Genomic DNA, 26328 nt, shown 5'->3' with positions numbered 1-26328 from the left:
ATTTCAGGTCACTCATTGTCTCGTGACTATATTCGGCAATACGACTGTTTTCTAAGGAATTAGTTTGCCGATATGTTTTATTTGGTACCTTTGTGCTGGTAAAAGATGCACCTATGCATCTAATGACTGTAGAACAAGAAAAAACTACTAATAACTAACCACTTAAACATTGTTTTTCTCAGATGAAGAAGCACAATTTCACCGCAGGACCCTGTATCCTCAATGACTTAGTTTTGAAAGATGCTGCATCAGCATGTCTCAATTTTGCAGGAACGGGTCTTTCTGTTCTTGAAGTTTCTCACCGCGACAAAGAGTTCGACGCTGTAATGCTCGAAGCTCGTAATCTCTTCAAAGAACTTCTCGATGTACCTGAAGGCTATGAAGTACTTTTCCTCGGTGGCGGCGCCAGCCTCCAATTCTACCAAGTACCCCTGAACCTGCTAAAGAAGAAAGCAGCCTTTATCAATACAGGTACATGGGCAACAAACGCCATCAAACAAGCGAAGATCATGACGCAGGTATATGGCGGAGAAGTAGAGGTTTTGGCTTCATCTGAAGACAAGAACTTCTCATACATCCCCAAAGATTTCATTATTCCTGAGGACGTAGACTACTTCCACTTCACGACAAACAACACGATCTACGGTACTGAAATTCGTAAGGACTTCGACACGAAGGCTCGCCTTGTAGCAGATATGTCTTCCGACATTTTCTCTCGTCCGGTAGACGTTTCCAAGTACGACCTCATCTACGGTGGTGCTCAGAAGAACATCGGACCGGCCGGAGCTACTTTCGTATTGGTAAAAACGGACGTACTCGGACAGGTAGATCGTCCTCTGCCTGATATGCTGAACTATCAGATCCATATCAAGAAGGACTCTATGTTCAACACGCCTCCTGTATTCCCCGTTTATGTAGCACTCCAGACGATGAAGTGGTACAAAGAACTCGGTGGTGTGAAGGTGTTGGAAAAGATGAATCTGGACAAGGCAGCCCTTATCTACGATGCCATCGACAGCAGCAAGATCTTCCGTGGTACAGTTAATCCCGAGGATCGCTCTATCATGAACGTTTGCTTCGTGATGAAGGATGAGTACAAAGAGCTGGAGAAAGAATTCGCTACGTTTGCAGCTTCACGCGGCATGGTAGGCATCAAGGGACACCGCTCTGTAGGTGGTTTCCGTGCTTCTCTCTACAATGCATTGCCTATCGAAAGCGTACAATCTTTGGTTAGCGTAATGAAGGAATTCGAAGCTAAGCACTAATCGTGAATCAATCAAAAGAGATAAGATGATTGCCCGACTTCACTGTGGCAATCTCTTATCTCTTTTTTCATAACAAACATATTAATCGAACATATCAGTCATGACAAAAGTATTGGTGGCTACTGAAAAGCCTTTTGCCAAGGTAGCCGTAGACGGAATCAAAAGAATTATCGAAGAGGCCGGTCTTGAATTTGCCCTGCTTGAAAAGTATACCGACAAAAAACAGCTCCTCGATGCCGTGAAAGATGCTAACGCTATCATCATCCGTAGCGATCAAATCGATGCAGAGGTGCTTGATGCAGCGAAAGAACTCAAAATCGTAGTACGTGCAGGTGCCGGCTACGACAACGTAGACTTGGCTGCTGCTACTGCCCACAATGTGTGCGTGATGAATACACCGGGACAAAACTCAAATGCCGTTGCCGAATTGGTAATGGGTATGCTCGTATTCATGTATCGCAATCTCTTCAACGGAGCATCCGGTTCTGAGCTCATGGGCAAGAAGCTGGGTATCCTCGCATACGGCAATGTAGGTCGCAACGTGGCACGTATCGCAAAAGGTTTCGGCATGGAAATCTATGCATACGACCAATTCATCTCTGCAGCAGACATTGAGAAAGACGGAGTAAAGGCCGTTGCTTCTCGCGATGCTCTGTTCGAAACCTGCGATATAGTTTCGCTTCACATCCCGAAGACTCCCGAGACTGTAAAATCAATCAATGCCGAACTCCTGTCGAAGATGCCTAAGGGTGCCTGCCTGATCAATACGGCTCGCCAAGAAGTAATCGATGAAGAAGGTATCTGCAATTTTATGGCTGAGCGCACCGACTTCAAATACGCTACGGACATCAAGCCTGCAAACGATGCCGAAATGGCAAAATTCGAAGGTCGTTACTTCACCACTCCTAAAAAGATGGGTGCTCAGACAGCAGAAGCCAACATCAATGCCGGTCTGGCTGCAGCTCGTCAAATCGTTGACTTCATCAAAAACGGCAACGAAAAATTCCGTGTAAACAAATAATTTGCTTCGACAGACAATATGGCTATCATAAAACCATTCAAAGGAGTACGTCCTCCGAAAGAACTCGTAGAACAGGTGGCATCTCGCCCCTATGACGTTCTCAACTCAGAAGAAGCTCGTGAAGAAGCGAAGGGCAACGAGAAGTCGCTCTATCATATTATCCGTCCGGAGATCGATTTCCCTGTAGGAAAAGATGAGCACGATGCGGATGTGTATGAAAAAGCTGCCGAGAACTTCAGAATGTTCCAAGAAAAAGGCTGGCTCGTACAAGACGCAAAAGAAAGCTACTACGTTTATGCCCAGACCATGAATGGCAAAACGCAGTACGGCCTTGTCGTAGGTGCATACGTAGAGGATTATATGAACGGCGTGATCAAGAAGCATGAGCTGACACGCCGCGACAAGGAAGAAGATCGTATGAAGCACGTTCGTGTGAACGATGCCAACATCGAACCCGTTTTCTTTGCTTATCCCGAAAATAAAGAGCTGGACGCTATCGTCAAGAAATATGCCGCTCGTCCGGCCGAATATGATTTTGTGGCAGAATTCGATGGTTTCGGCCACCACTTCTGGGTGATCGACGAAGAAGCCGACATCAAACGTATCACGGAGCTATTCGCTGCTATGCCGGCACTCTATATCGCTGACGGTCACCATCGTTCGGCTGCTGCTGCCCTGGTGGGTGCCGAAAAAGCCAAGAATAATCCCAACCATCGCGGCGATGAAGAGTACAACTACTTCATGGCTGTATGCTTCCCTGCCGATCAACTCACGATCATCGACTATAACCGCGTGGTGAAGGATCTGAATGGCTTGAGTGACGAAGAATTCTTGCAGAGACTGTCTCAGCACTTCGACGTAGAATGCAAAGGGACGGAAGAATATCGTCCTACCAAGCTGCACAACTTCTCTCTCTATCTCGGTGGCAAATGGTACTCGCTGACAGCAAAAGCCGGCACCTATGACGACAACGATCCTATCGGCGTACTGGACGTTACGATCTCTTCCAATCTGATTCTGGATGAGATCTTAGGCATCAAGGACCTCCGCTCCGACAAGCGTATCGACTTCGTGGGTGGTATTCGCGGACTGGGAGAACTGAAAAAGCGTGTAGACAGCGGCGAAATGCGTGTTGCTCTTGCTCTTTATCCGGTATCGATGAAGCAGCTGATGGACATTGCAGATTCGGGCAATATCATGCCTCCCAAGACTACTTGGTTCGAGCCGAAACTTCGTTCCGGTCTGATCATCCACAAACTGAGCTGATCGGACGATCGACAAGGTAGACAAGACATTTAATCCAAGCAAAGAGGGTGTGTCGAGATCGCAATCAGGCGATTTTTGCACACCCTCTTTTTATCCTTTTGATACACCGCTCGTTCTTTTGTATTTTTGTGGAGTATAAACTATGAATACGACCTGCTTAGAACAATGAGTACAAATAATATCACCATCGGCAGCCGTGTGCGATTTCTCAATTCACAGGGAGGAGGGATCGTCCGCCGCATCAGTGGGAGGATCGCTTGGGTGGAAGGAGAAGACGGATTCGAAATACCTACTCCGATCCAGGAATGTGTGACAGTCGGAGATAATGACACCTTTATTCCCGCCTATAAGTCGCCCATGGAAAAACGCCGAGAAGAGGAATCGAAAAAAGAAGAGCGGAACAAACGACACAAAGAAGCAGCCGTTGCTTCCGACAGAAAGCCAACACAGTCCGAGGAAAAACCGCGCTTGCTGCATACCGAACTGGCAGGACACGACAAGCTGAATGTATATCTGGCCTATCTGCCCATAAACGAACAACGCTTGGGGACAGAGCCTTATGAATGTTTTCTGATCAACGATAGCAATTACTGCCTCCAATACAACTACCTCTCCTTAATGTCCACCGGTTGGAAGATGCGAGCTGCCGGTAGCATAGACCCGAATACCAAACTGTTCATCGAGGAGTTTACCGCTGCAGATTTGCAAGACATGGAAAGGATATGTCTGCAAATAACCGCATACAAGGAAAGGAAAACTTTCCTTCTGAAACCGGCCATGTCAGTGGAATTGAGACTCGATACGATCAAATTCGTCAAACTGCATTGCTTCAGAGAAAATGATTTCTTCGAAGACAAAGCCCTGGTCTATCCCATAATGGAGGATGATCGTCCTGTTGTGGAAAAGGTCTTCGATCCGGAAGCTATCGAACAGGCCATGAAGACCAAGGAGCAGATCGACAGGGCTGCGCCCACACCGGCCCGAAAGGCTTCTACGGAGAAAAAACCGGAGATTATCGAAATCGATCTTCATGCCGGCGAACTACTCGAAACCACGGCAGGGATGAAGAATGGGGACATATTGCAGTACCAGCTGGACAAATTTCACGAAGTCATGAAACAATATGCCTCCTGTAAGGGACAAAAGATTGTTTTCATTCATGGCAAAGGTGAAGGCGTATTGCGTCAGGCAATAGAAAAAGAACTGCGCACACGCTACAAACAACATCGCTTTCAGGATGCCTCCTTCCGAGAATATGGTTTCGGTGCTACGATGGTGATTATTCATTGATGGACAGTACCAGTTCCTGCCGAATGGAAATAGAAAGAAAATTCCTGGTCTTAAACGACGATTTCAAAGCCAAGGCTACGGCCGTACACAGCATTACACAAGCTTATCTCGTGGCTGACGAACGGTGCACCGTCCGCATCCGATTGTGTAATGATGAAGCCTATCTCACCATCAAAGGGAAAACAAATGAAGGGGGATTGAGCAGATCGGAGTATGAGTATTCCGTGCCATTCGAAGAGGCTAAAGAGATGCTTACCCTATGCCTTCCCGGCTATATCATGAAGCAGCGATACTGCGTCCCTCACAAAGGCCATGTATGGGAAGTGGATGTATTCGAAGGCCGGCACAGAGGGCTTGTAATAGCCGAAGTAGAGCTTGCCACTGAGGACGAAAGCATAGAGCTGCCCGATTGGATCGGAAGTGAGATAACGGGAGACAGGCGGTACTACAACTCATTCATTGCCGGCATTCAGAAGTGAGGAATGCCATCCACAAGGACACACAAGAAAGAACAATCGACACACAAAATAAAACGAAGTAATAATGAAAAAAAGACTATTGCTCCCCCTCTTTGCAGCTATCTGCCTGAGCCAGATAGCTCATGCTGACGAGGGTATGTGGCTGATGCAACAGCTCGGACGGAAGTATGCGCAGATGAAAGAACGCGGCCTCAAGATGAAGGAATACGACCTTTACAACCCCAACGGCACATCGCTGAAAGATGCCGTAGTACTATTCGATGGAGGATGTACGGGCGAAGTCGTTTCCGATCGCGGACTCGTACTGACCAATCACCACTGCGGATACGATATGATCCAGGCTCACAGCACGCTCGAACACAACTACCTCGAAGACGGATTTTGGGCGATGAGCGAAGCAGATGAATTACCGAACAAGGATATTTCCGTGGTATTCATCGACAAGATCGAAGATGTTACGGACTACGTCAAGAAAGAACTCAAAGCCATCAAAGATCCCAACAGCATGGACTACCTCTCTCCGAAGTACCTGCAAAAGTTGGCTGACAAAAAGGCCGGCAAGAACTTCTCTGCCAAGAATCCGGGACTTTCCGTAGAGATCAAAGCCTTCTATGGGGGCAATCTCTACCTGATGTTTACCAAAAAGACTTATACGGATGTTCGACTGGTGGGAGCACCTCCCAGCAGCATAGGCAAATTCGGTGCCGACACGGACAACTGGATCTGGCCTCGTCATACAGGCGACTTCTCCATCTTCCGTATCTATGCGGACAAGAATGGCAATCCCGCACCATACTCCAAAGACAATGTTCCACTCAAGCCAAAGCGTTTCTTCAACATCTCTCTTGGTGGAGTACAAGAGAACGACTACGCCATGATAATGGGTTTCCCCGGTACTACGCACCGCTATTTCACGGCTTCGGAAGTAGACGAATGGAAGAGCATCGACAACGATATTCGCATCCGTATGCGTGATATTCGTCAGGGTGTCATGCTTAGGGAAATGCTGGCCGATCCTCAGATCAAAATCATGTATTCAGCTAAATATGCCGCCTCACAGAATGCTTACAAACGTGCCATAGGTGCCAATTGGGCGATCAAGACACGCGGTCTGCGCCAAAACAAACAGGCGATGCAGGACAGGCTGATCGCATGGGGAGCGAAGCAGGGCACTCCTCAATATGAAGAAGCCGTACATGAAATCGATGCTACGGTAGCCAAGCGTGCGGATCTGCGCCGTCGTTATTGGATGATAGAAGAGGGCATCATCCGTGGGATCGAGTTTGCCCGTTCTCCTATCCCTACAGAAGATGAAATGAAAGCTCTGCAAGGCAATGATGCTTCGGCTCGCAAGGAGGCGATCGAAAAGATTCGTACACGCTACAGCAAGTTTGCCAACAAGGACTACAGTGCAGAGGTGGACAAGAAAGTGGCCGTAGCCATGCTAACGGAGTACCTCAAAGAAATACCCTATGAGAATCTGCCTCTCCATTTGCGCCTCGTGAAAGATCGCTTTGCCGGAGATGTTCAGGCCTATGTGGACGACATATTCGCTCGTTCCGTTTTCGGTAGCGAAGCGCAGTTCAATGCCTTTGCAGCAGCACCTTCTGCAGAAAAACTTGCCGAAGATCCCATGGTACTCTTCGCCTCTTCGGTTTTCGACGAATACCGCAAACTCTACAACGAACTTCGTCCCTATGACGATCCCATTCTAAGGGCACAACGCACCTACATTGCAGGTCTCTTGGCAATGGATGGCGATCAGGATCAATTCCCTGATGCTAACCTCACACTCCGTTTCACCTATGGTCAAGTGAAGGGCTATTCACCCCGTGACAATGTTTACTACGGACATCAAACCACATTGGATGGCGTGATGGAAAAAGAAGATCCCGATAATTGGGAATTCGTAGTCGATCCCAAGTTGAAAGCCGTGTACGAGCGTAAAGACTTCGGACGTTATGCCGATCGCAACGGCCGCATGCCTGTAGCCTTCTGTGCCACCACACATACAACCGGTGGCAATTCGGGTAGTCCGGTCATGAACGCCAATGGCGATCTAATCGGTCTCAACTTCGACCGTAATTGGGAGGGAGTCGGTGGCGACATCCAATATTTGGCTGACTACCAGCGCAGTATCATTGTCGATATTCGGTATGTCCTGCTTGTGATAGACAAAGTAGGCGGTTGCCAACGCTTGTTGGATGAAATGAATATCGTTCCCTAAAGCCGTAAGAGGTGTGTCGGACGTCTGGCACACCTCTTATCCATTATAAATCATACTTGGACAGACCATTTGACGGAGGTCCTACCCCAAAAGAGATAATCGAAACAAAACATTGACAACAAAACGATAAGAACATGAGATTGAACCTAAGCTCCATGATTTCTCTATCCGAAATACCGGAGCGATACTACCGTCCGCAGAATACTTACGAAGAGACCCTGCTACGTCGGTTCGAGAATATACCGACCAATATATACCGCACCAACGACGAAGCAGCAGAAGTCATTGCCAACGAAATAGCCAAAGATATACGGGAGTCGCAGGCACAACACAAATACTACACACTGGCTCTGTCCGGAGGCAATTCGCCGGTCATCGTGTATGACAAACTGATACAAAAACACCGCGACGAAGGACTCAGCTTCCGCAACGTGATTGCCTTCACCGTATTCGAATACTATCCGCCGGTGAGCGAGAACTTGGGCTGTCTGGCCAAGTTGCGCAAGGACTTTCTCGACCATATCGACATCCTGCCGGAGAACATTATGGCACCCGATGTATATGCTTCGGAAGAAAACCTACTGCAAGCCTGTCAGGATTACGAATCCAAAATAGACAGCTTGGGTGGCATCAGACACATGCTCCTCGGCATCGGATCGGCCGGCAGTATCGCCTTCAACAGCCCGGGGACGCATCCCAACACATACACGCGCCTTGTCGTACTCGGCCATACGGAGCACAACGATGCTCTGACCATATTCAGCTCCCACGACACCATCCCCCCATCGGCTATCAGTATGGGACTGGCTACCATCCAGAAAGCTCACAAGGTGACCCTGCTGGCATGGGGAGAGAGCAAAGCGGAAGTAATAGCCCAAGCTATCGAAGGAAAGATTTGCGAGGCCTCTCCGGCTTCGTCCTTGCAACTACATCGCAATGCTTCCATCGTGCTGGATCTGTCGGCATCGTCTTGTCTCACGAGGATCAATCGTCCTTGGCTGGTGACGAGCTGTATCTGGAACAAACAGCTCATACGCAGGGCAGTAGTATGGCTGTGCGGACTGACCGGCAAGCCCATCCTGAAGCTGACGAACAAGGACTATACGGAGAACGGACTGGGTGAATTGCTGGCCAAATACGGCTCGGCCTACGAGGTAAACATCAAGCTCTTCAACGACATCCAGCACACCATCACCGGCTGGCCGGGCGGAAAGCCCAATGCCGATGACAGCAGCAGGCCGGAGAGAGCACTACCCTATCCCAAGAGGGTGGTTATCTTCAGTCCACACCCCGATGATGACGTCATTTCGATGGGTGGAACATTCCACAAACTGGTCAATCAGGGACACGATGTACATGTAGCCTACCAGACCTCCGGCAACATAGCCGTAGGGGATGAAGAAGTGATTCGATACGTGTCGTACCTCAGAAATGTATGCCGCCGGTACGGGCAAGAGAGCAGCCCCATTCTGGCCAAAGCAGAAGAAGTGCGGCACTATCTCATGCACAAAAAGATAGAAGGGGATCCCGAGCAGGAGGATATCAGGTTTATGAAAGGAACCATCCGACGCGAAGAAGCCCGAACGGCATGCAGATACTTGGGATTGCGGGAAGATCATGTTCATTTCCTCGATCTGCCTTTCTATGAGACGGGATTGATCAGGAAAAATCCTTTGGGAGAGGAAGACGTGCGTATCATCATGGCTCTACTGGAAGAGATACAGCCACACCAGATATTCGTAGCAGGGGATTTGGCCGATCCGCACGGCACGCATCGCGTTTGTCTGAACGCCGTTTTAGCAGCTATAGACGAGCTGAAAGAGGAGCCTTGGTTCAAGGAAGATTGTCGCGTATGGATGTATCGCGGAGCTTGGGCAGAGTGGGAAATGGACTACATAGAGATGGCTGTCCCGATGAGTCCGGACGAACTCCGCTTCAAACGAAACAGCATCCTCAAGCATCAGTCCCAAATGGAGTCCGCACCCTTCCTTGGCGATGACGAAAGGCTCTTCTGGCAGAGGGCAGAGGATCGGAACAGACAAACGGCCACCCTGTACGAAAAGCTCGGCTTGGCCTCCTATGAAGCCATAGAGGCATTCGTACAGTATAAGCCTGTCGAATAGAGAAGCGGTATAAATACAATAAGAGAGGCTTCCTTCATTTGTCCATTCGGGACGGAGAAGGAAGCCTCTCTGTTTTGGTACCGACCTTTGCCAACGGCAGGTGGGGTTTATCTCTGAGCGAGCTGATGATCGATGAAGATCAGATTCTGCTCCTGAGAGAGACGGATCGTATCGACGATTTCGGCAGCAGTGGCTTCCTCTTCTACCTGCTCGCGGATATACTTCCAGAAGAAGTCCTGCGATGCCATATCTCTGGCTTCGGAGGCAGCCCTTACGACACCTTCGATCATTTCGGTCACTTTGCATTCGTGTTCGTACACCTGTTGGAATACCTCCAATACAGAGCCGAACTTCTGGGGCACGGCATCGATAGCTTCTATCTTCACCTCACCGCCACGCTTCAGGAGGTAGTCCATCATATCGTAGGCGTGCTCCATTTCCTCGAGGCTCTGCTTTTTGAGCCAATGGGCAAAGCCGTTGTACCCTATCTGCGCAAAATGCACGGACATGGACAGATAGAGGTTTGAAGACCACATTTCGGCCTTGATTTGGTCATTGATCGCTTTTGTTACGTTTTCGCTTATTTTCATTGTTCTGTAAATTTATTATTCGGGCCTACACAGCGAAACCCGATGATTATTTACTTCTATATCCATTAACCGAATAACACCTCCTTTTGTTCACCGCCAAAGCAGTCTTGCCACACCTTAATTTGGAGCATGAGTCTGACATAAGACGAGAACTTATCTATGCCACGAAGGATCAATAACCGGACGGCTATTACGATCTGCTCCATCCAACCACCAACCACCTTAGAAGAGCAGAGCCATATTATCGTTCGGTCGATTTACGTGCCGGAATTTTCGAGTTTGCTATCCGATAAAATGTGGCGCGAGAAGTTTTTTGTTTTGGCGCGAGAAGTAAAAAATTTACGCGCCAAAACGAAAAAGATCTCACGCCATTTTTTCAGGAAACACGAACGACAATCCGAACATTTCTCGCTCGTAAAATATGAAGGCAGTAAGTTATAAACGTCAAGCCTCGGGATCAATTCAGTAGTATCAGTCTACAAGCCTTATCGTCTCTCACTCCCGAATTTCAAATTTCACGTCAATATATCTCCCTATTCCAATGGGTTGATCGCTTCTGGAGGATGCCCTACCTGATACTTAGTTCGCAGCAAGGGCAAATCCTCCATTGTCAAATATTCAGAGGAAAAACAAACTATCCTACATTATCGTGGGAGGAATGAGTACTTTTGCAGGAAATCATGTTATTTGCTTGAGCCGGTCAAGATTAGGAATCCGGCCTTTCCGATTATGAAAAAGAAAGTCGCATTAATCACGGGAATCACAGGGCAGGACGGCTCTTTCCTCGCCGAGTTTCTGATAGAAAAGGGGTACGAAGTGCATGGTATCCTGCGCCGTTCGTCTTCGTTCAATACGGGACGAATCGAACATCTCTATCTGGACGAATGGGTACGGGATATGAAGCGCGAGCGGCTGATCAATCTGCACTATGGGGACATGACGGACAGCTCCTCTTTGGTACGCATCATTCAGACCACTCGCCCCTCGGAAATATACAATCTGGCCGCTCAAAGCCACGTCAAGGTCTCGTTCGACGTTCCGGAGTACACGGCAGAGGCCGATGCCGTGGGCACGCTTCGCCTCTTGGAAGCGGTGCGAATACTCGGATTGGAAAAAGAAACACGGATCTACCAGGCCTCTACATCCGAGCTGTTCGGCAAGGTGCAGGAAGTGCCCCAACGAGAGAGCACTCCGTTTTATCCCCGATCGCCGTACGGAGTGGCCAAGCAGTATGCTTTCTGGATCACGAAGAACTATCGCGAGAGCTACGGCATGTTTGCTGTCAATGGCATTCTCTTCAACCATGAGAGCGAACGCCGCGGCGAAACCTTCGTCACCAGAAAGATCACGCTGGCCGCTGCTCGCATCAAGCAAGGATTTCAGGACAAGCTCTACCTCGGCAATCTGGATGCCCGTCGCGACTGGGGCTATGCTCGCGACTACGTGGAGTGTATGTGGCTGATGCTACAGCACGATATGCCGGAAGACTTCGTCATCGCCACAGGGGAGATGCACAGTGTACGCGAGTTCGCTACTCTGGCATTTCGTGAAGTCGGCATAGCACTGGAGTGGAAAGGCTGCGGAGTGGAAGAGCAAGGCATAGACACCGCCACGGGACGGGTTTTGGTAGAGGTGGATCGGAAATACTTCCGTCCCTGCGAAGTGGATCAGCTATTGGGCGACCCTACCAAAGCCAAGACGCTACTGGGATGGAATCCGACAAAGACCTCTTTCGAAGAGCTGGTACGAATCATGGTCGAAGCAGACATGAGATTTGTCCAAAAGCTGCATATAAGAGCCGAAATAGACAATTCCTACGATGAATAAAGATGCCAAAATCTATGTGGCCGGTCATCGCGGTTTGGTCGGATCAGCCATTTGGAACGATCTCCGCCGGAAGGGTTATACCAACCTTGTCGGGCGAACTCATCAGGAGCTGGACTTGCTCGATGCCGTAGCCGTCAGAGAGTTTTTCGACAAGGAAGAGCCTCAATACGTATTTCTCGCAGCTGCCTATGTGGGAGGCATCATGGCGAACAATCGTTTCCGTGCCGACTTCATCTATCGCAATCTGGGTATCCAGCAGAATATCATCGGAGAAAGCTACAGGCACCGTGTCAGCAAGCTGATGTTTCTCGGCAGTACCTGTATCTATCCGCGCGATGCCCATCAGCCGATGCGTGAGGAAGAACTGCTGACAGCTCCGCTGGAATACACCAACGAGCCGTATGCCATAGCCAAAATCGCAGGACTGAAGATGTGCGAGAGCTTCAACCTCCAATACGGTACCAATTATATAGCTGTGATGCCGACCAACCTGTACGGACCCAACGACAATTTCGATTTGGAGCGAAGCCATGTGCTTCCGGCCATGATCAGGAAGATTTATTTGGCCGATTGCCTGCTTCGCCACGATGAGGAAGCAGTTAGAGCAGATTTATCTGCACGTCGCGTCGAAGGCATCGACGGGTCTTCTTCTTTCGATGATATTCTCTCCTTGCTCAAGCGGTACGGCATCACAGCTGAAAGGGTAAGCCTATGGGGAACAGGTCGTCCGATGCGCGAATTTCTATGGAGCGAGGAGATGGCCGATGCCTGCGTATTCCTCATGGAGCACCGCGACTTCTCCGATATGTACTCCCACGGGACCCAAGAGATCCGCAACTGCCATATCAACATCGGCACTGGGGAGGAAATCTCCATTCGCGATTTGGCTTCGCTGATAGCAAAGACCATCGGTTACGAAGGCCTTATCGAGTTCGACTCCTCCAAACCGGACGGCACGATGCGCAAACTAACGGATGTAAGCAAACTCCATGCCTTAGGCTGGAAGCACCGAATCGACATAACCACAGGAGTGCGAATGTTAGTGGATTGGTATCGTCCGAAGTAGACATTCGCATACCTGCTTTCATTTATCGAACCAAAACCAAATAACAGACTGATTATTTGCTACCTTTGCAGAGTTGCTGAATGAAAGACATTTGCAATTATCATCTTAATCATAAACAATCTTATTCTAATTAGGATTATGGAAAATATCGATTGGTCATCGCTCTCATTCGGTTATATGAAGACCGACTACAACGTGCGTTGTTACTATCGCAATGGCAAATGGGGAGAGCTTGAAGTATCCTCAGAGGAAACGATTACGATGCACATGGCTGCCACATGCCTCCACTATGGGCAGGAAGCATTCGAAGGGATGAAGGCTTTCCGTGGCAAAGACGGCAAGATCCGCCTCTTCCGCATGGACGAGAATGCCAAGCGCATGAACAGATCATGCCAAGGTGTGGTAATGGCCGAGTTGCCGCAGGAAATCTTCGAAGCAGCTGTAATCAAGGCCGTAAAGATGAACGAGCGTTTCGTTCCTCCCTACGAAAGCGGAGCTTCTCTTTACATCCGTCCGCTTGTTATCGGACTGGGTGCACAAGTGGGTGTGAAGCCGGCTCCCGAGTATCTCTTCATCGTCTTTGTAACGCCCGTAGGGCCGTATTTCAAAGAAGGATTCAAACCGACCAAGATGGCCATCTTCCGCGAGTATGACCGTGCAGCTCCTCTGGGTACGGGTACGATCAAAGTAGGCGGTAACTATGCAGCAGGTATGATCCCCACGGTGAAAGCTCACGAAATGGGCTACTCTGCAGCTATCTTCTTGGATGCCAAAGAAAAGAGGTACATAGACGAAGCCGGTCCGGCCAACTTCTTCGCCATCAAGAACAATACTTATATCACTCCCGAATCCAGCTCTATCCTGCCCTCTATCACAAATAAGAGTCTGATGCAGGTGGCTCAGGATCTGGGTCTGAAGGTAGAGCGTCGTCCGGTAGCAGAAGAAGAGCTTGCTACTTTCGAAGAAGCAGGTGCTTGTGGTACGGCAGCCGTGATCAGTCCTATCTCCGAGATCGACGACTTGGAGAACAACAAACAGTACGTCATCAGCAAGGACGGCAAACCGGGTCCGTGGTGCGAAAAGCTCTATCACGAACTTCGTGCCATCCAGTACGGTGACAAGCCCGACACTCATGGTTGGGTAACAATCCTCGACTAATATCCCCTAATCTATTCGCTTAGAAAGAAAGGCATCGCAACTCGGTTGCGATGCCTTTCTCTATTATGGATGTTCAAAAAGCGGACAACTTATGAAGCTATACGGGCTTCACTCTTTGCCAAACATTTCACGATCCTTGATTTTCTTGGGATCGGTGTAGAACTTTTCCCACCATGCTTTCTCATCTTGCTTGCGGGGAGGTTTCGTCAGGAACAATCGTATATTACACTCTTCGGCCTGTGCCAGATTGACCCTGAAGTGATAATGATCAAAGATTCGCAAAGCCTCGATCATATAGGATATAGCTACTTTTCGATCCTTGACAAACAGGAGATTCTCACCGTTCTTGCGATCTGCAGTCGTAGAAAAATTGTATGACCCCAGATAAACACGGGCAGTAGGCTTATCAAAGTCAATCACTATAAACTTATGATGCATACGCGTGCCACCTCCTCCGGTCGGCTCTGACTTGAATGGCTCCGGCATGTTTTTATTGATGGCCTGCGGATACACAGGCATAAGATTGCCGTTGGGCTTTTGCAAATTGAGCCCTCCCATTCTTTTATCCGAGATACCATAGACGAACACATCGTCCTTCTCCAGCACACGTACTATTTCTTCTTTCAGCGAACCGGTGGTTTGCGACAGGAAAGCGAGTGAATAAAAGAGGCTCGACTCCGTACCGGCTACATCAGCAGCAATAGTATCCAACAAAGCATTGTCTTTGGAGTGTGGAGAAAAAGATACCTGAGCATCTATCTTCGGAAGATTGAGATTATTCCAGAGAGCAGAGCTTGTCTTGCCGAATTTGGGTACCGAACAATTCCAATAATGATCAAAAGCATCCCAAAACGGCTTTATAGCCTCCTCTCCTCGAACGACAACGACATTATTGGACTGCACGTACAGGCCTCGCCAAGTGAAATTAGTAGATCCACAGACTGCAGCTTTTACCTTAGAGCCGTTCACTACGATTGTTTTATTGTGCTGCAATTGCCCCATGTGCTGTCGCTTTGCCTTACCCATGGTCGAGGAAAGCAGCTTTTCAAAGGCGATGCTTTCAGCCGAATCATGTTCTTTGTGTTCTGCACTATCGTCAATGATAATGGACAGCCTTTCGCCTAATTGTACAAACCGCTCCACAATCGCGGGAAGATTGAGATCGAATGCTACCACCCTTACTTCGGCCGTTTGATCAGCTATCGCGTCGTCCAAGAGACGGAGCAGAGCCTCTACAGCCTCGAAACCCATCCAAGAGAGTGCAGCAGAAGCCTTCGGATGAGTAGGCACAAAGTCGATACCCGACTTGGAATCTTTCGGCAGCAATGCAGCCACACCACCTCCATCCGAAAACCGATCTACAAAAGCCTGAGATGAAATGAATCCGCGAGTGAATGCCACATCGAGGCAGTCCGGATAGGTCTCACGATGCAATACTACCTCCACTCGCTGCTCCTCTCCATAACTCAATTCATCATAATAGTTCATAAAAACGGGTTTTACCACATAGACGAAAGCTCCGTTTTTATCTGCATTGCGAGGGAAGTGTACCCAGCGAAACATTTGGAAAGGAGACAAAAGGGAAGACTTAGCCGCTTTACACACGGTTCCATCCTGATTGAGGAAAGAAAGCCTGTTCTTCAAAGCATAGTAGCGATCGCCATCCGGCTCCTTGTACTCTATGGAAAAACCGACAAAATCCCGAGGAGGACGCCCCTTTTTCCAATTCATAGCCAAAAGAACCATGCCGTCTCCTCTATAGACTTTCAAGGAAAATACAGCCTTTTCGTTTTTCCCGGTCAAAATAAAATCGTCCAAATCCCGCTTCATGACTATAATTTGTTAATCGATCAAATATAACAAAAGATTGTTTTGAAAACTAATATTCTAATGTCTTTGTTATCTTTACAAAACAAGATTGAATCAATCGATCAATCAGAGAGTGTTAGTATAATGCAGTATTAATAAAAAGCTTTTATCTATGGCAAACTACAAAGTAATCGAAGTAGAAGGTATCGGTCCCGTTATGGCCGGTAAACTGAATGATGCAGGAATCAACATGACAGACCAACTCCTGCAAGCGTGCAAAACAAAAGCAAACCGGAAAGCTCTGGCCGAGAAAAGCGGTATCGATGAAGCCAAAATCCTCAAGTTTGCCAATATGGTAGACCTTTTTCGCATCAAAGGAGTAGGAAGTGAATACGCTGAACTCCTTGAAGCAGCCGGAGTAGACACTGTGAAGGAGCTTGCCACCCGGAAAGCAGAAAATCTGACACAGAAGATGGCAGAGGTGAACGAAAGCAAAAAACTGGTGCGTCGCCTGCCCGTACTCAAAATGGTAGAGGACTGGATCAGTCAGGCAAAGGCACTGCCTCGAATGCTTGAGTACTAAGATCGCTGTTGCGTAGCGTATCAGCAGGCATTAGAAGCAGCTCGAATCTCTGAGTTTGAGACTAAGAATCTCCTTATCCCTGTTTCACATTCGAAAAGAAAATATAGGTGGGCAGAGGGCACCTACCCCGATCCGACTATATTCTCTTCTTGCATTATTTTTTAGTATTTCCAAAGGTTAAAGGGCGCTTTCCTTCATTAAGGGAAGCGCTTTATTCCGCAATAAAAATTCGCAACTAAAACTACCAGGACATAAAACGGTGGAAAGCACCGAAAAGCGAAGTATTTTTATAAGCTGTATTTCTCCTTTATTGATTGGTTTAGTTACTATTTTTGCGTTATCATGAGATTATCAGAATTACATACGGGTGATCAAGCAGTAATTGTACGCGTAGAAGGTCGAGGCGTATTCCGCAAACGGATTTTGGAAATGGGATTCGTGCATGGCAAGACGATTACCGTTGTTCACTGTGCCCCATTGCGCGATCCGATCTACTACCGTATCATGGACTACAGTGTCTCTCTACGGAGAGAGGATGCAGCCAAGATAGAAGTGGAGCTTATATCCTCTAATGCTACTTCTTCATCATCGGGAAACGATGGAGGAGAGCAGTTTGCTATGTCCGTTTCTAACGGATTGGTTTCAGCAAATACTACAGAGAGCCTTCAATCGGACATAGATGGTTCGACGATCGAAACCGGAGTCAAGCCGAACGGACATGTAATACGCGTTGCCCTGATAGGAAATCCCAACTGCGGTAAGACCTCCATATTCAACCGCGCCAGCGGTGCCCATGAACATGTAGGGAACTATAGCGGCGTGACGGTAGAAGCGAAAGAAGGTCTCTTCCGGCACAAGGACTACAAGATAGAGATTATCGACCTGCCCGGCACCTACTCTCTTTCTCCATACAGTCCTGAAGAACTGTATATCCGCCAGTATCTAAGCGAGGAAACCCGTCCCGATCTGGTGCTGAATGTAGTAGATACCTGTAATCTGGAGCGCAATCTTTACCTGACCCTCCAGCTCAAAGAAATGGGTTTGCCTGTTGTCATCGCACTGAATATGTTCGATGAGTTCGAGAAGAAAGGCGACACCTTCGACTATCCTGCCCTATCCGCTATGCTCGGTATCCCCATGGTTCCGACGGTGGGGCGTACGGGACAAGGCCTGCCGGAGCTTTTCGATACGCTTATCTCCATTCATGAAGGACGAAACAAAATCATACGTCCCATTCGTATCAACTATGGCAGCATCATAGAACCGGCCGTAGAAGCTCTGACAGAGAAAATAAAAAATCAGCTCTCTCTACCCTACTCCCTTCCAGCACGCTATATAGCTGTCAAACTGCTGGAAGGCGATAAGGAGATGAATCGCTTCGTAGGCGAACAGCCCAAAGGTCTTTTCATCCTTTCGGCCCGAGACTTCGCCCTACGAGAGATCGACGAACATCTGACAGTGGCGAGCGATGCCGAAAGCGTTATCACGGATCAGCGATACGGATTCATCGCCGGAGCCCTCAAAGAAACTTACCGAAGCAGCTACAAACAGCTCAAGACCCTGACCGATAAGATCGATCATATCGTCACCCATCGCGTCTTGGGTTTCCCTCTCTTCCTCCTATTCATGTTTATCATGTTCGAGGCTACGTTCGTTCTCGGCCAGTATCCGATGGACTGGATCGAAGCAGGTGTAGGTTGGATAGGCAGCATGGTAAATACCTTCATGCCCGATGGTTCGTTCAAGGATCTGATCGTGGACGGAGTGATAGGAGGCGTAGGCGGTGTGATCGTCTTCCTGCCGAACATCCTCATCCTCTATTTCTTCATTTCGCTGATGGAAGACAGCGGCTATATGGCACGTGCAGCCTTCATCATGGACAAGATCATGCACCGAATGGGACTGCATGGCAAATCGTTCATTCCCCTCATCATGGGGTTCGGCTGTAACGTTCCTGCCATTATAGCCACTCGCACGATCGAAAGCAAACAAAGTCGCATGATCACCATGCTCGTAACACCTCTAATGAGCTGTAGTGCCCGTCTGCCGGTCTATTTGCTTTTGGCCGGTGCATTCTTCCCCGATTCGGCCGGCTTGGTGCTTTTCGGATTGTATTTTCTGGGTATTCTGTTGGCTGTATTATTGGCACGTCTTTTCAAAAAAACACTTTTCAAGGTGGAAGATGTTCCTTTCGTCATGGAACTCCCCCCCTATCGTATGCCGACCTCTCGCTCCGTAATCGTACATATGTGGAATAAGGCAGCACAATACCTGCGCAAAATGGGTAGCATCATCCTGCTTGCTTCGATCGTCATTTGGTTCCTCAGCTATTACCCTCGCTACTCCGAAGAGGCAGTACTGATCTCCCAAATCGAACAGATAGAAGGTAATCCGCTGCTGGACGAAGAGGAGAAGACATCTCAGATAGAAGAGCTGAATCGCAAAGCGCATATCGAACAGCAAGAACAATCCTACATCGGACGATTCGGCAAAGCCGTTCAACCCGTATTGGCACCGATCGGTTTCGATTGGAAAATGAGTGTAAGCTTGCTAACTGGTATGGCAGCCAAAGAGGTCGTAGTGAGTACCCTCGGTGTCATCTATACGGGCGACAGTGACGATAGCGACGAAGCTGCCCGGCGACTGGGCGAACGTATCCGAGAGGATCGCGACGCAGAAGGCAACCATACATTCTCCCCTATCATTGCTTTGGCACTGATGGCTTTCGTGCTGATTTATTTTCCATGCATCGCTACCGTGGTCGCTATCGGACGTGAAAGCGGACATTGGAAGTGGGCAGCTTTCTCCATTGTATACTCCTGCTCGTTGGCATGGGTCGTATCGTTCCTTATCTACCGGATAGGGATACTCTTCTTCTAAACCGTATAAGCCCAAAGATATGATACAGAATATCCTCACAGCCATAACGGGTATCCTTGTCCTCGTCCTGATCGTTTATCGTTTGGTACGTCTCTGGAAGCGAAAAGACTCTGGCGGTGGATGCTCCGGCTGCTCGTCCAAATCCGATTGTGCCTTGTCCTCGAAAACGGTGAAGGAAAAAGGCAATCCATCATCCCTCAAATAAAACTCTCATGGAAACAGGACGGCAATACTATCCCCTCAGTATCTGGCAGCGGATTCTCTCTGTCCTCGTTATTATAGTGTTAGCCATTGCTCTGGTCCCGGCTTGGTACAACGGCATGTGGGCTTTGGCAGTTGCCTTGTGGGTTATTATTCTTCCTGCTGTAGGATGGAGTATAGCTATTATTCCACGCTATACAGAGGTGACAGAGAAGCAAATAATCGTCAAGCAAGTATGGGGGCAATTAGTCTTCGACAAGAAGGAAGTGGAAATAGTGCCTATCGTCAAAGACGATCTCAAAAGCTCGATTCGTACATTCGGCAATGGAGGTCTATTCGGCTATGCCGGCTATTTTCAGAATAAGAAACTGGGAAAGTACCGCATGTATGTAACGCGCATGAAAGACTTATCGCTACTCACAGATCGCAACGGCAAGAAAACGGTGATCAACCTGCGACAGGCATACCCCCCCCACTCGTCATCAACGTGAACCCGACATAAGGGGAACACATCATCTCATCATAATCCGCTTTTAGTTTACGCGCCTAAAATTTGTGGCTTATCACCTCTAAAAACGTGGCGCGTAAACGTTTTCGTTTTGGCGCGAGAAGCAAAAAATTCCCGCGCCAGAGCGAAAAATATCTCGTGCCCAAAAGAGAAACTTACGGCGCGTGTTTCTCCGGAAAACACGCGCGACATCTAAGAATTCGGAGAGCTCAGAAAATCAGCAATTATGTCGAAATATTTGACCTACTTCAAGTGGTTTTGCACTAAAACCGATACTGCAACGTAAGAGAAAGGCTGTATGCTTTCAGACTGTACTTCGAATAGGTGGCCATTGCATCATCCGTCAACGAAAGAGTCCGGTACTCACCCGGATCCGAGTAGATGAAGCTCAGTGTCCCTTCCCTACCCAATGCTTGCTTGTCTTTTTTATTGACATGGAATAGAAGTCGCCTCGTGTCTTAGCGTCTTGTATCATATGGCGTTTGTTCCATTTCGCCCCTGCCGTGATTGCGATTTGACTGCCCGGGAATACAGCCAATTGAGCTCCCCAAATCCGGTCGGTCTGATTGATAGGCCTATCCGAAATCCTCCACCGTCTTGCCGAAAGCTCTCCATTGAGAGACAGTTCCATCCATTTGAACGGCCGGCTGAGCAACTTTCCACTCAGAGCGTATGTCTCCGCCAGCACCTGCAGTGTCGTTTCTTGGTGAATGACAGAGGATTTGTTTCTGTCATAGCTCGCTTGGAGAATAAGCTTGTATCCTTGGCCTCTTTCTTCTATAATTTGGGACTCTAGTACATTAATGCGTACTTGTTTTGATAACCGGACGTAGCAATCGTTAGGTTTATAAGTGTGATAACAGCTCAAATGCGATTGCCCTGTCTCTTCTTCTGACGTATTACTGTCTCGAAGGATATTTTTTCTATCTTTGTGCGGACTTTGTTCAGAGCTGCCTTTTCCTAACAGGATCGGCGGTAATGATTAAAAGGGAATCGGGTGAAAATCCCGAGCAGTCCCGCTGCTGTAAACCTTGTTAAGCTTCCGGCATTTATATCCACTGTCCGTTCTGTGCGGATGGGAAGGAGTCGGAAGTATGGGGTGAGCCAGAAGACCTGCAAAGTCTTTGTCTGCGGCTTCGAGGAAAAGCCGGGAGAGAATGCTCTTGTGGTCAATCCGACTTTACTGCCACAAGGATCCGTTTCTTTCCCTTTCAATCCCCCGAGGAAAATTCTGTTTCCGACGCAGCGGAAACGATCCGATTCTTTTGCCAGGAATTGGAGTGTATTGTGAGCGGACCCTTATGGTCTTGTCTTGGTGGGATGAGCTCCACACAAGGCAGACCTAAGGGTCTTATCATTTCTCCCCCTCCCCTATCATACTTATTGCCGTGTGCTTGGAGCGGATCATCAGGGTTCGGAAGAACGAATCTATTCTGCCCCCATGTCAGGACTTAAATTAAATGTTACTTTTGTAGGGCTTTCAATATGGGAATCATCGTCTCTATTGGCAGGGCATAAAATGATAAAACCACTTAGCTGAATTTCCGGTGTATCGTCTTTAGCTCACTAAGATGTAGAGCCGATCTCGACCCATAGAAATAACAGCACACAGTAATCAACTAAAACTAAAAGCTATTTCGATCAATATGCAATGGCTGAATGACTTGCTTTTCGGCGTAGGAGTGGGGCACTCTATTCTCCTCATATCCATTACGATTGCCTTAGGGATTTGGTTGGGAAAGATAAAGATCTTCGGAATCTCCCTGGGTGTTACTTTCGTTCTTTTTGTAGGGATTGTCTTAGGGCATTTCGGTATGCACCTGCACCCCGATGTACACCATTTCTTCAAAGAGTTTGGACTGATCCTATTCGTTTACTCGGTGGGGATGCAAGTAGGCCCGGGCTTTTTCTCCTCTCTTCGTAAGGGGGGGCTTACCCTGAATATGCTTGCCATGGGTGTAGTTTTCCTGGGCGTACTGACCACCGTGGTTCTACACTTCGTGACAGGCATCCCCATGTCTACGATGGTAGGCGTTCTGTCCGGAGCCGTGACGAATACACCGGGTCTGGGAGCTGCCGAACAAACATTCCACGACCTCACAGGAACGGGCGATCCGACCATTACACTCGGATATGCCGTAGCCTATCCGTTGGGAGTGGTGGGGATCATCGCATCGATGCTGATCGTACGTGCCATTTTCAAGATCAGTGTGGCAAAAGAAAAGGAAAAGATGGACAATCTGGAGCAGGGCGACGAAAATCAAGCTATCGCACTCTCTCTGGTTGTGAAAAATCCGGCCGTTTTCTCCAAAACGCTGGCCGAAGTACGCCAACTGCTCAAAGGTCATGACTACGTGATTTCGCGCACGATGGATTCGCGCACCAACAGTATTTCGCTGGCACATTCGGATACGGTTCTAAATGAAAACGACAGGGTCTTCGTTATTACCAATCCGCACAATGCTGCGGTGATCAGCAGCTTCATCGGGACTGAGGTACAGATGGACAGGAAGCAGTGGATACCTACCGAGTCGCATTTGGTGAGCCGCCGATTCATCGTCACGAAGTCCGAGTTGAATGGAAAGACCCTCGGTTCATTGCAGCTACGCAAATTACATGGCATGAATGTGACACGGGTGAACCGTGCCGGAGTTGAGATGGTAGCATTGGCTTCCCTTCCGCTACAGGTGGGCGATCGTCTGACTGTAGTGGGCAGTGAGTTGGTGATGCCTAAGGTGGAAGAACTGATCGGCAATTCCGTCAAGCGGCTGAACGAACCGAACCTGATGTCCATATTCATCGGCATCGGTCTCGGTATCCTTTTGGGTTCGCTTCCGATCGTTTTGCCCGGTATTCCTCAGCCCGTCAAGCTGGGACTTGCCGGTGGCCCATTGGTAGTGGCTATTCTGTTGAGCCGGTTCGGTTATCGGTATAAGCTGGTGACTTATACGACACCCAGTGCCAATTTAATGCTAAGAGAAATCGGTATCACCATATTCTTGGCTTGCGTAGGATTGGGAGCCGGGGAGGGATTCGTCGATACGATAGTAAACAAAGGTGGCTTTACATGGATCGGATACGGTTTTATAATCACCCTCCTGCCTCTTCTGATCATCGGATTTATCGCTCGCAAAGGATATAAGATCAATTATCTTACACTGATGGGGATGTTGGCCGGAAGTACTACAGACCCTCCCGCACTGGCATACGCCAACAACACGACTAACCACGATGCTCCGGCCGTAGGCTACGCCACGGTCTATCCTCTGACCATGTTCTTGAGGGTGCTGACTGCACAATTGCTCATCTTATTCTTTTGCTCTTAGTCCAGCGAACCGGAAGACTCGCTTTTGTGGAGCCTGTCTCCGCTGTATTTGCTGTAGAAAGCTTGTACATATCGACTAATGCCAAGCTAAATGATGACTGATACGCAAGACAACGAGCCTATCGTTTTCGGAGAGCATAATGTCCACGCCGAAAACCTTTCCATAGGTCGTCTTGTCACATACTTTCCGTGGACGGAGTACTTCAATGCGTTAGGCATGGCAGGGGCCTACCCGGCTTTGCTTTACACAGATGAAAAAGCCGATGCCTTGTACGAAGCCGTATCATCTCTTTTAGGCGAGTGGATCGTATCGGGAGATCCTTGGATCGACCTCTCTTTGTTTTTTCACGATGTGGAGGGAGGGCAGCCCGAAGGCGATTTGGAGGTCGTGCTCTACTCTCATCTAAGCGATGAAGACATTATGCCTGTAGCGTCCCTCTCTTTGTATGATATGGGATGCTACCTCTTGGAGGCGGCCGCTGCATGGATAGCTGATCAAGAGGCATACGGGATGCAAACGGAGATCGAACGAAAAGACATCAGCCGCAGACCCTCAGAAGAAGGTATACGGCTGACGGGACAGTGGGTCTTGAGAGCAATCGAAAGTTAGCAACCCTCCATTCCGCAAGAGCAACCCTCGGGATCCAATTCTATCGTAGCATGCCTTATTCCATGGGCAGTGCACTTCTCCCGTACCGATTCTTTCATATCGAATACAGCTTGTGGCGAAGAGAAATCGTCCGGGCAGTACACAACGTGAATTGTCATCACGTGCGACTCTCCGTCGAGTGTCCACAGGTGGATGTCGTGAACGCTACGTATATGCGGCAGAGAGAGTATGTCCGTTTTTAATCCTTCTAAGTCTATCCCGTCGGGCACACCTTGCAGCATGACTTTGAAGGTCTCGCGCAGATTGCCGTACACATTGTATAGAATCCACGCTGTGATACATAGAGAAAGTATCGGGTCGAGGATCGGGGCATTGACAAAGAGCATAACGATACTGACTACAAGGACAGCCGCCCATCCGAGCACATCCTCCATAAGGTGCAGCATCACGGCGCGCTCATTGAGCGAAGAGCTTCCTTTCAGCCTGAATGCGGCCAAACCATTGACAGCGAGTCCGAATATGGCCAGCACAAGCATTCCTCCGGCCTTGGGTTCTCCCGGTACGCTAAGACGTTCGATGGCAGCGATAATGACAAAAACGGATCCTACCAGAAGAATAAGCGAAATGAGCAAAGCTCCAAGTAGGGAGAAACGTTTGTATCCATAGCTGAATGAGGTGTCGCGCCCCTTTTCAGACAGCTTCTGTAGTCGCCAGGCAACACCGAGGGAAATGGAATCGCCGAAATCGTGCAAAGCATCCGACAGGATGGCCACACTGCCGGTGAAAATACCACCGACCAATTCTACAATAGCAAAGAAGAGATTCATGGCGAAAGCAAAAAGCAAATTGCTTCCACTGCCGCCATGGTGGTGATGGAGATGATGATGGTGTCCGTGGTGATGATGCTCTTGATGGTGATGAGCATCATGTTGGTGCTCCGAGCAGCAAGTGTGAGTGTGAGATTGTCTTGTTTCCATAGATTTGTGTCCTACACGTTTGATCTGATGTTTTTGTTTTGACGGTGTGTCATAATGTCCAAATTACGGCGTTGCTTGCGATATTCGGCTTGTACTTTACACATTCTTACCCATCTAAAGGGGTGGGTTGTACCCAAAAAGAATTTTGACACAGCCCATCTTTATTGCAAAGGTGATCATTTTGTTGACATCTTTACCATATATTTCCGCACTTTCACAAAGTGCCGATTCCTCAAATAAAATTTACTATTGGAAAATACATCTTCCATTTCTCAATCTGTCGTGCTGGGCTGTAATCTTAAAAGATTTTTCAGCATTCTCTCAATACGGAGCATAATCAAACGGCTCTGGAAGAAGAGAAAAAACGCTACTTTTGTATCAATGGAGACCGCGGAAGAAGCGTATCATTCCTGCGTACAATCCTACAAGATTCATTTCAACTATGATGAGAACGACATGAAGGTTCATAAAGAAAGTACCGGCCTTTTAGTATCCATGGCAACCCTCTTCACAGGGATATGCTTGAGCCTGTTTTATTTCCTTGGGACTTCTTTTGTATCCTATTTGGTAATGATCATTGCCATTTTCCTCTATCTGCTTACGATCAACTTTTTTCGTTGCCCTAAGAGACACAGCCCCTTTGCCAATGACGATCGTGCCGTTGTGGCACCTGCCGATGGCAAGATTGTAGCCATCGAAGAAGTATCCGAAAACGAAATACTCCATGAACGCTGTATTCAGGTGTCGATTTTTATGTCGGTTTTCAACGTTCATGCCAATTGGTTCCCCTGCAAAGGCAAGGTTACGCACGTATCCCACAAGAACGGTCATTTTATCGCAGCCTACCTTCCTAAAAGCAGCACCGACAACGAGCGTTCGGCTATCGTTATCAAAACGGAAAGAGGGGCTCGCATACTGGCGCGACAGATTGCAGGGGCCTTGGCTCGCCGTATCGTTACCTATGCAGAGGTGGGGGATATATGCTCCGTAGATGCCCATATGGGTTTTATCAAGTTTGGCTCACGAGTAGATGTTTACTTGCCCCTCGGTTCTCAGGTAGAGGTTAAGATGGACCAGAAGACTGTCGGCAATCAAACGCTAATAGCCCGACTGCCCGAGTAGC

24 protein-coding genes and 1 riboswitch are annotated in these 26328 nt (G+C 48.4%); of the genes, 18 read left to right on the top strand and 6 right to left on the bottom strand.

Annotated elements, in window-relative coordinates; all coding sequences use genetic code 11:
- Positions 1 to 182 precede the first annotated feature (182 nt).
- The 7 genes from serC (at position 183) to HQ50_RS04100 (ending at position 9671) form a co-directional block, all read left to right on the top strand.
- Positions 183 to 1265, top strand: a complete 1083-nt coding sequence (gene serC, locus HQ50_RS04130) for a phosphoserine transaminase (protein WP_039428444.1) — start codon at positions 183 to 185, stop codon at positions 1263 to 1265.
- Between the two features lie 100 nt (positions 1266 to 1365).
- Positions 1366 to 2286: a 3-phosphoglycerate dehydrogenase gene (locus tag HQ50_RS04125; RefSeq protein ID WP_039417838.1), complete on the top strand. Its 921-nt coding sequence runs from the start codon at positions 1366 to 1368 to the stop codon at positions 2284 to 2286.
- Positions 2287 to 2304: 18 nt separating this feature from the next.
- Complete coding sequence (locus HQ50_RS04120) at positions 2305 to 3552, top strand: DUF1015 domain-containing protein (protein ID WP_039428442.1); 1248 nt, start codon at positions 2305 to 2307, stop codon at positions 3550 to 3552.
- Between the two features lie 165 nt (positions 3553 to 3717).
- On the top strand, positions 3718 to 4842 hold the full coding sequence (locus HQ50_RS04115) for a DUF2027 domain-containing protein (protein WP_039428440.1): 1125 nt from the start codon (positions 3718 to 3720) through the stop codon (positions 4840 to 4842).
- Positions 4843 to 4865: 23 nt separating this feature from the next.
- Entirely contained in the window at positions 4866 to 5321 is a 456-nt protein-coding gene (locus HQ50_RS04110; RefSeq protein ID WP_039428651.1) for a CYTH domain-containing protein, read from the top strand.
- 64 nt (positions 5322 to 5385) lie between these two features.
- Positions 5386 to 7548, top strand: a complete 2163-nt coding sequence (locus tag HQ50_RS04105; protein WP_039428437.1) for a S46 family peptidase — start codon at positions 5386 to 5388, stop codon at positions 7546 to 7548.
- A 134-nt stretch (positions 7549 to 7682) separates the two neighbouring features.
- Positions 7683 to 9671: a glucosamine-6-phosphate deaminase gene (locus tag HQ50_RS04100; protein ID WP_039423050.1), complete on the top strand. Its 1989-nt coding sequence runs from the start codon at positions 7683 to 7685 to the stop codon at positions 9669 to 9671.
- A 107-nt stretch (positions 9672 to 9778) separates the two neighbouring features.
- On the opposite strand, the gene HQ50_RS04095 is transcribed toward HQ50_RS04100, so the two are convergent.
- Both HQ50_RS04095 and HQ50_RS12080 read right to left on the bottom strand, forming a co-directional pair.
- Complete coding sequence (locus HQ50_RS04095; RefSeq protein ID WP_039417831.1) at positions 9779 to 10261, bottom strand: ferritin; 483 nt, start codon at positions 10259 to 10261, stop codon at positions 9779 to 9781.
- Between the two features lie 257 nt (positions 10262 to 10518).
- Positions 10519 to 10611: a DUF1661 domain-containing protein gene (locus tag HQ50_RS12080; RefSeq protein ID WP_235314702.1), complete on the bottom strand. Its 93-nt coding sequence runs from the start codon at positions 10609 to 10611 to the stop codon at positions 10519 to 10521.
- On the opposite strand from HQ50_RS12080, the gene HQ50_RS11830 reads away from it, so the two are divergent.
- The 4 genes from HQ50_RS11830 (at position 10580) to HQ50_RS04080 (ending at position 14312) form a co-directional block, all read left to right on the top strand.
- A complete protein-coding gene (locus HQ50_RS11830) occupies positions 10580 to 10702 on the top strand; it encodes a DUF1661 domain-containing protein (protein WP_235314701.1) in 123 nt (40 codons plus the stop codon). The two genes, HQ50_RS12080 and HQ50_RS11830, sit on opposite strands and share 32 nt — an antisense overlap.
- Before the next feature lie 288 nt (positions 10703 to 10990).
- Positions 10991 to 12088, top strand: coding sequence for a GDP-mannose 4,6-dehydratase (gmd, locus tag HQ50_RS04090; protein ID WP_018964871.1), 1098 nt, complete (start codon positions 10991 to 10993; stop codon positions 12086 to 12088).
- Positions 12081 to 13154 (top strand): GDP-L-fucose synthase, encoded by a 1074-nt coding sequence (locus HQ50_RS04085; protein ID WP_039428435.1) that lies wholly within the window; start codon positions 12081 to 12083, stop codon positions 13152 to 13154. Before gmd ends, HQ50_RS04085 begins: the two co-directional genes overlap by 8 nt.
- A 138-nt stretch (positions 13155 to 13292) precedes the next feature.
- Positions 13293 to 14312, top strand: a complete 1020-nt coding sequence (locus HQ50_RS04080; RefSeq protein ID WP_039421814.1) for a branched-chain amino acid aminotransferase — start codon at positions 13293 to 13295, stop codon at positions 14310 to 14312.
- A gap of 108 nt (positions 14313 to 14420) precedes the next feature.
- Here HQ50_RS04080 and HQ50_RS04075 read toward each other — a convergent pair whose 3' ends face one another.
- The gene (locus HQ50_RS04075) at positions 14421 to 16142 is read right to left on the bottom strand and encodes a phospholipase D-like domain-containing protein (protein ID WP_039428433.1); all 1722 of its coding nucleotides are present in this window, start codon (positions 16140 to 16142) and stop codon (positions 14421 to 14423) included.
- A 151-nt stretch (positions 16143 to 16293) separates the two neighbouring features.
- Here HQ50_RS04075 and HQ50_RS04070 point away from each other — a divergent pair, with 151 nt between their 5' ends.
- The 4 genes from HQ50_RS04070 to HQ50_RS04055 all read left to right on the top strand — a co-directional run bounded on the left by HQ50_RS04070 (position 16294) and on the right by HQ50_RS04055 (position 20276).
- Entirely contained in the window at positions 16294 to 16704 is a 411-nt protein-coding gene (locus tag HQ50_RS04070; RefSeq protein ID WP_039421818.1) for a DUF4332 domain-containing protein, read from the top strand.
- 342 nt (positions 16705 to 17046) lie between these two features.
- A complete protein-coding gene (gene feoB, locus HQ50_RS04065) occupies positions 17047 to 19584 on the top strand; it encodes a ferrous iron transport protein B (protein WP_039428429.1) in 2538 nt (845 codons plus the stop codon).
- A gap of 19 nt (positions 19585 to 19603) precedes the next feature.
- Positions 19604 to 19789, top strand: coding sequence for a FeoB-associated Cys-rich membrane protein (locus HQ50_RS04060; RefSeq protein ID WP_039428425.1), 186 nt, complete (start codon positions 19604 to 19606; stop codon positions 19787 to 19789).
- A gap of 7 nt (positions 19790 to 19796) precedes the next feature.
- Positions 19797 to 20276 carry a PH domain-containing protein gene (locus HQ50_RS04055; RefSeq protein ID WP_039428423.1) on the top strand — a complete coding sequence of 160 codons (480 nt, stop codon included), beginning with the start codon at positions 19797 to 19799 and terminating at the stop codon, positions 20274 to 20276.
- 47 nt (positions 20277 to 20323) lie between these two features.
- On the opposite strand, the gene HQ50_RS12525 is transcribed toward HQ50_RS04055, so the two are convergent.
- Together HQ50_RS12525 and HQ50_RS11185 are read right to left on the bottom strand one after the other, a co-directional pair.
- A complete protein-coding gene (locus HQ50_RS12525; protein WP_152566861.1) occupies positions 20324 to 20485 on the bottom strand; it encodes a DUF1661 domain-containing protein in 162 nt (53 codons plus the stop codon).
- 196 nt (positions 20486 to 20681) lie between these two features.
- On the bottom strand, positions 20682 to 20981 hold the full coding sequence (locus HQ50_RS11185; RefSeq protein WP_018964879.1) for a hypothetical protein: 300 nt from the start codon (positions 20979 to 20981) through the stop codon (positions 20682 to 20684).
- Positions 20982 to 21216: 235 nt separating this feature from the next.
- Positions 21217 to 21429: riboswitch (cobalamin riboswitch) on the top strand.
- A gap of 510 nt (positions 21430 to 21939) precedes the next feature.
- Between HQ50_RS11185 and HQ50_RS04040 the strand changes: the two genes are divergently transcribed.
- Together HQ50_RS04040 and HQ50_RS04035 are read left to right on the top strand one after the other, a co-directional pair.
- Positions 21940 to 23619, top strand: coding sequence for a putative transporter (locus HQ50_RS04040; RefSeq protein ID WP_039428417.1), 1680 nt, complete (start codon positions 21940 to 21942; stop codon positions 23617 to 23619).
- Between the two features lie 90 nt (positions 23620 to 23709).
- Entirely contained in the window at positions 23710 to 24228 is a 519-nt protein-coding gene (locus tag HQ50_RS04035; RefSeq protein ID WP_039428413.1) for a hypothetical protein, read from the top strand.
- On the opposite strand, the gene HQ50_RS04030 is transcribed toward HQ50_RS04035, so the two are convergent.
- Positions 24225 to 25205 carry a cation diffusion facilitator family transporter gene (locus HQ50_RS04030; protein ID WP_039417823.1) on the bottom strand — a complete coding sequence of 327 codons (981 nt, stop codon included), beginning with the start codon at positions 25203 to 25205 and terminating at the stop codon, positions 24225 to 24227. The genes HQ50_RS04035 and HQ50_RS04030 overlap by 4 nt on opposite strands.
- Before the next feature lie 456 nt (positions 25206 to 25661).
- Here HQ50_RS04030 and HQ50_RS04025 point away from each other — a divergent pair, with 456 nt between their 5' ends.
- The gene (locus HQ50_RS04025) at positions 25662 to 26327 is read left to right on the top strand and encodes a phosphatidylserine decarboxylase family protein (protein WP_039428648.1); all 666 of its coding nucleotides are present in this window, start codon (positions 25662 to 25664) and stop codon (positions 26325 to 26327) included.
- The last annotated feature ends 1 nt before the right edge of the window (position 26328 follow it).

The organism is Porphyromonas sp. COT-052 OH4946, from assembly GCF_000765965.1.
GTDB classification, from domain to species: Bacteria; Bacteroidota; Bacteroidia; order Bacteroidales; family Porphyromonadaceae; genus Porphyromonas; species Porphyromonas gulae.
Note: the sequence above shows the minus strand (reverse complement) of the source record. Positions and strands in the feature narration are given on the sequence as shown.

Coding starts and splice junctions, on each gene's coding strand:
- serC (WP_039428444.1), top strand. CDS start 183: ATGAAGAAGCACAATTTCACCGCAGGACCCTGTATCCTCAATGACTTA.
- HQ50_RS04125 (WP_039417838.1), top strand. CDS start 1,366: ATGACAAAAGTATTGGTGGCTACTGAAAAGCCTTTTGCCAAGGTAGCC.
- HQ50_RS04120 (WP_039428442.1), top strand. CDS start 2,305: ATGGCTATCATAAAACCATTCAAAGGAGTACGTCCTCCGAAAGAACTC.
- HQ50_RS04115 (WP_039428440.1), top strand. CDS start 3,718: ATGAGTACAAATAATATCACCATCGGCAGCCGTGTGCGATTTCTCAAT.
- HQ50_RS04110 (WP_039428651.1), top strand. CDS start 4,866: ATGGAAATAGAAAGAAAATTCCTGGTCTTAAACGACGATTTCAAAGCC.
- HQ50_RS04105 (WP_039428437.1), top strand. CDS start 5,386: ATGAAAAAAAGACTATTGCTCCCCCTCTTTGCAGCTATCTGCCTGAGC.
- HQ50_RS04100 (WP_039423050.1), top strand. CDS start 7,683: ATGAGATTGAACCTAAGCTCCATGATTTCTCTATCCGAAATACCGGAG.
- HQ50_RS04095 (WP_039417831.1), bottom strand. CDS start 10,261: ATGAAAATAAGCGAAAACGTAACAAAAGCGATCAATGACCAAATCAAG.
- gmd (WP_018964871.1), top strand. CDS start 10,991: ATGAAAAAGAAAGTCGCATTAATCACGGGAATCACAGGGCAGGACGGC.
- HQ50_RS04085 (WP_039428435.1), top strand. CDS start 12,081: ATGAATAAAGATGCCAAAATCTATGTGGCCGGTCATCGCGGTTTGGTC.
- HQ50_RS04080 (WP_039421814.1), top strand. CDS start 13,293: ATGGAAAATATCGATTGGTCATCGCTCTCATTCGGTTATATGAAGACC.
- HQ50_RS04075 (WP_039428433.1), bottom strand. CDS start 16,142: ATGAAGCGGGATTTGGACGATTTTATTTTGACCGGGAAAAACGAAAAG.
- HQ50_RS04070 (WP_039421818.1), top strand. CDS start 16,294: ATGGCAAACTACAAAGTAATCGAAGTAGAAGGTATCGGTCCCGTTATG.
- feoB (WP_039428429.1), top strand. CDS start 17,047: ATGAGATTATCAGAATTACATACGGGTGATCAAGCAGTAATTGTACGC.
- HQ50_RS04060 (WP_039428425.1), top strand. CDS start 19,604: ATGATACAGAATATCCTCACAGCCATAACGGGTATCCTTGTCCTCGTC.
- HQ50_RS04055 (WP_039428423.1), top strand. CDS start 19,797: ATGGAAACAGGACGGCAATACTATCCCCTCAGTATCTGGCAGCGGATT.
- HQ50_RS12525 (WP_152566861.1), bottom strand. CDS start 20,485: ATGTCGCGCGTGTTTTCCGGAGAAACACGCGCCGTAAGTTTCTCTTTT.
- HQ50_RS04040 (WP_039428417.1), top strand. CDS start 21,940: ATGCAATGGCTGAATGACTTGCTTTTCGGCGTAGGAGTGGGGCACTCT.
- HQ50_RS04035 (WP_039428413.1), top strand. CDS start 23,710: ATGATGACTGATACGCAAGACAACGAGCCTATCGTTTTCGGAGAGCAT.
- HQ50_RS04030 (WP_039417823.1), bottom strand. CDS start 25,205: ATGGAAACAAGACAATCTCACACTCACACTTGCTGCTCGGAGCACCAA.
- HQ50_RS04025 (WP_039428648.1), top strand. CDS start 25,662: ATGAAGGTTCATAAAGAAAGTACCGGCCTTTTAGTATCCATGGCAACC.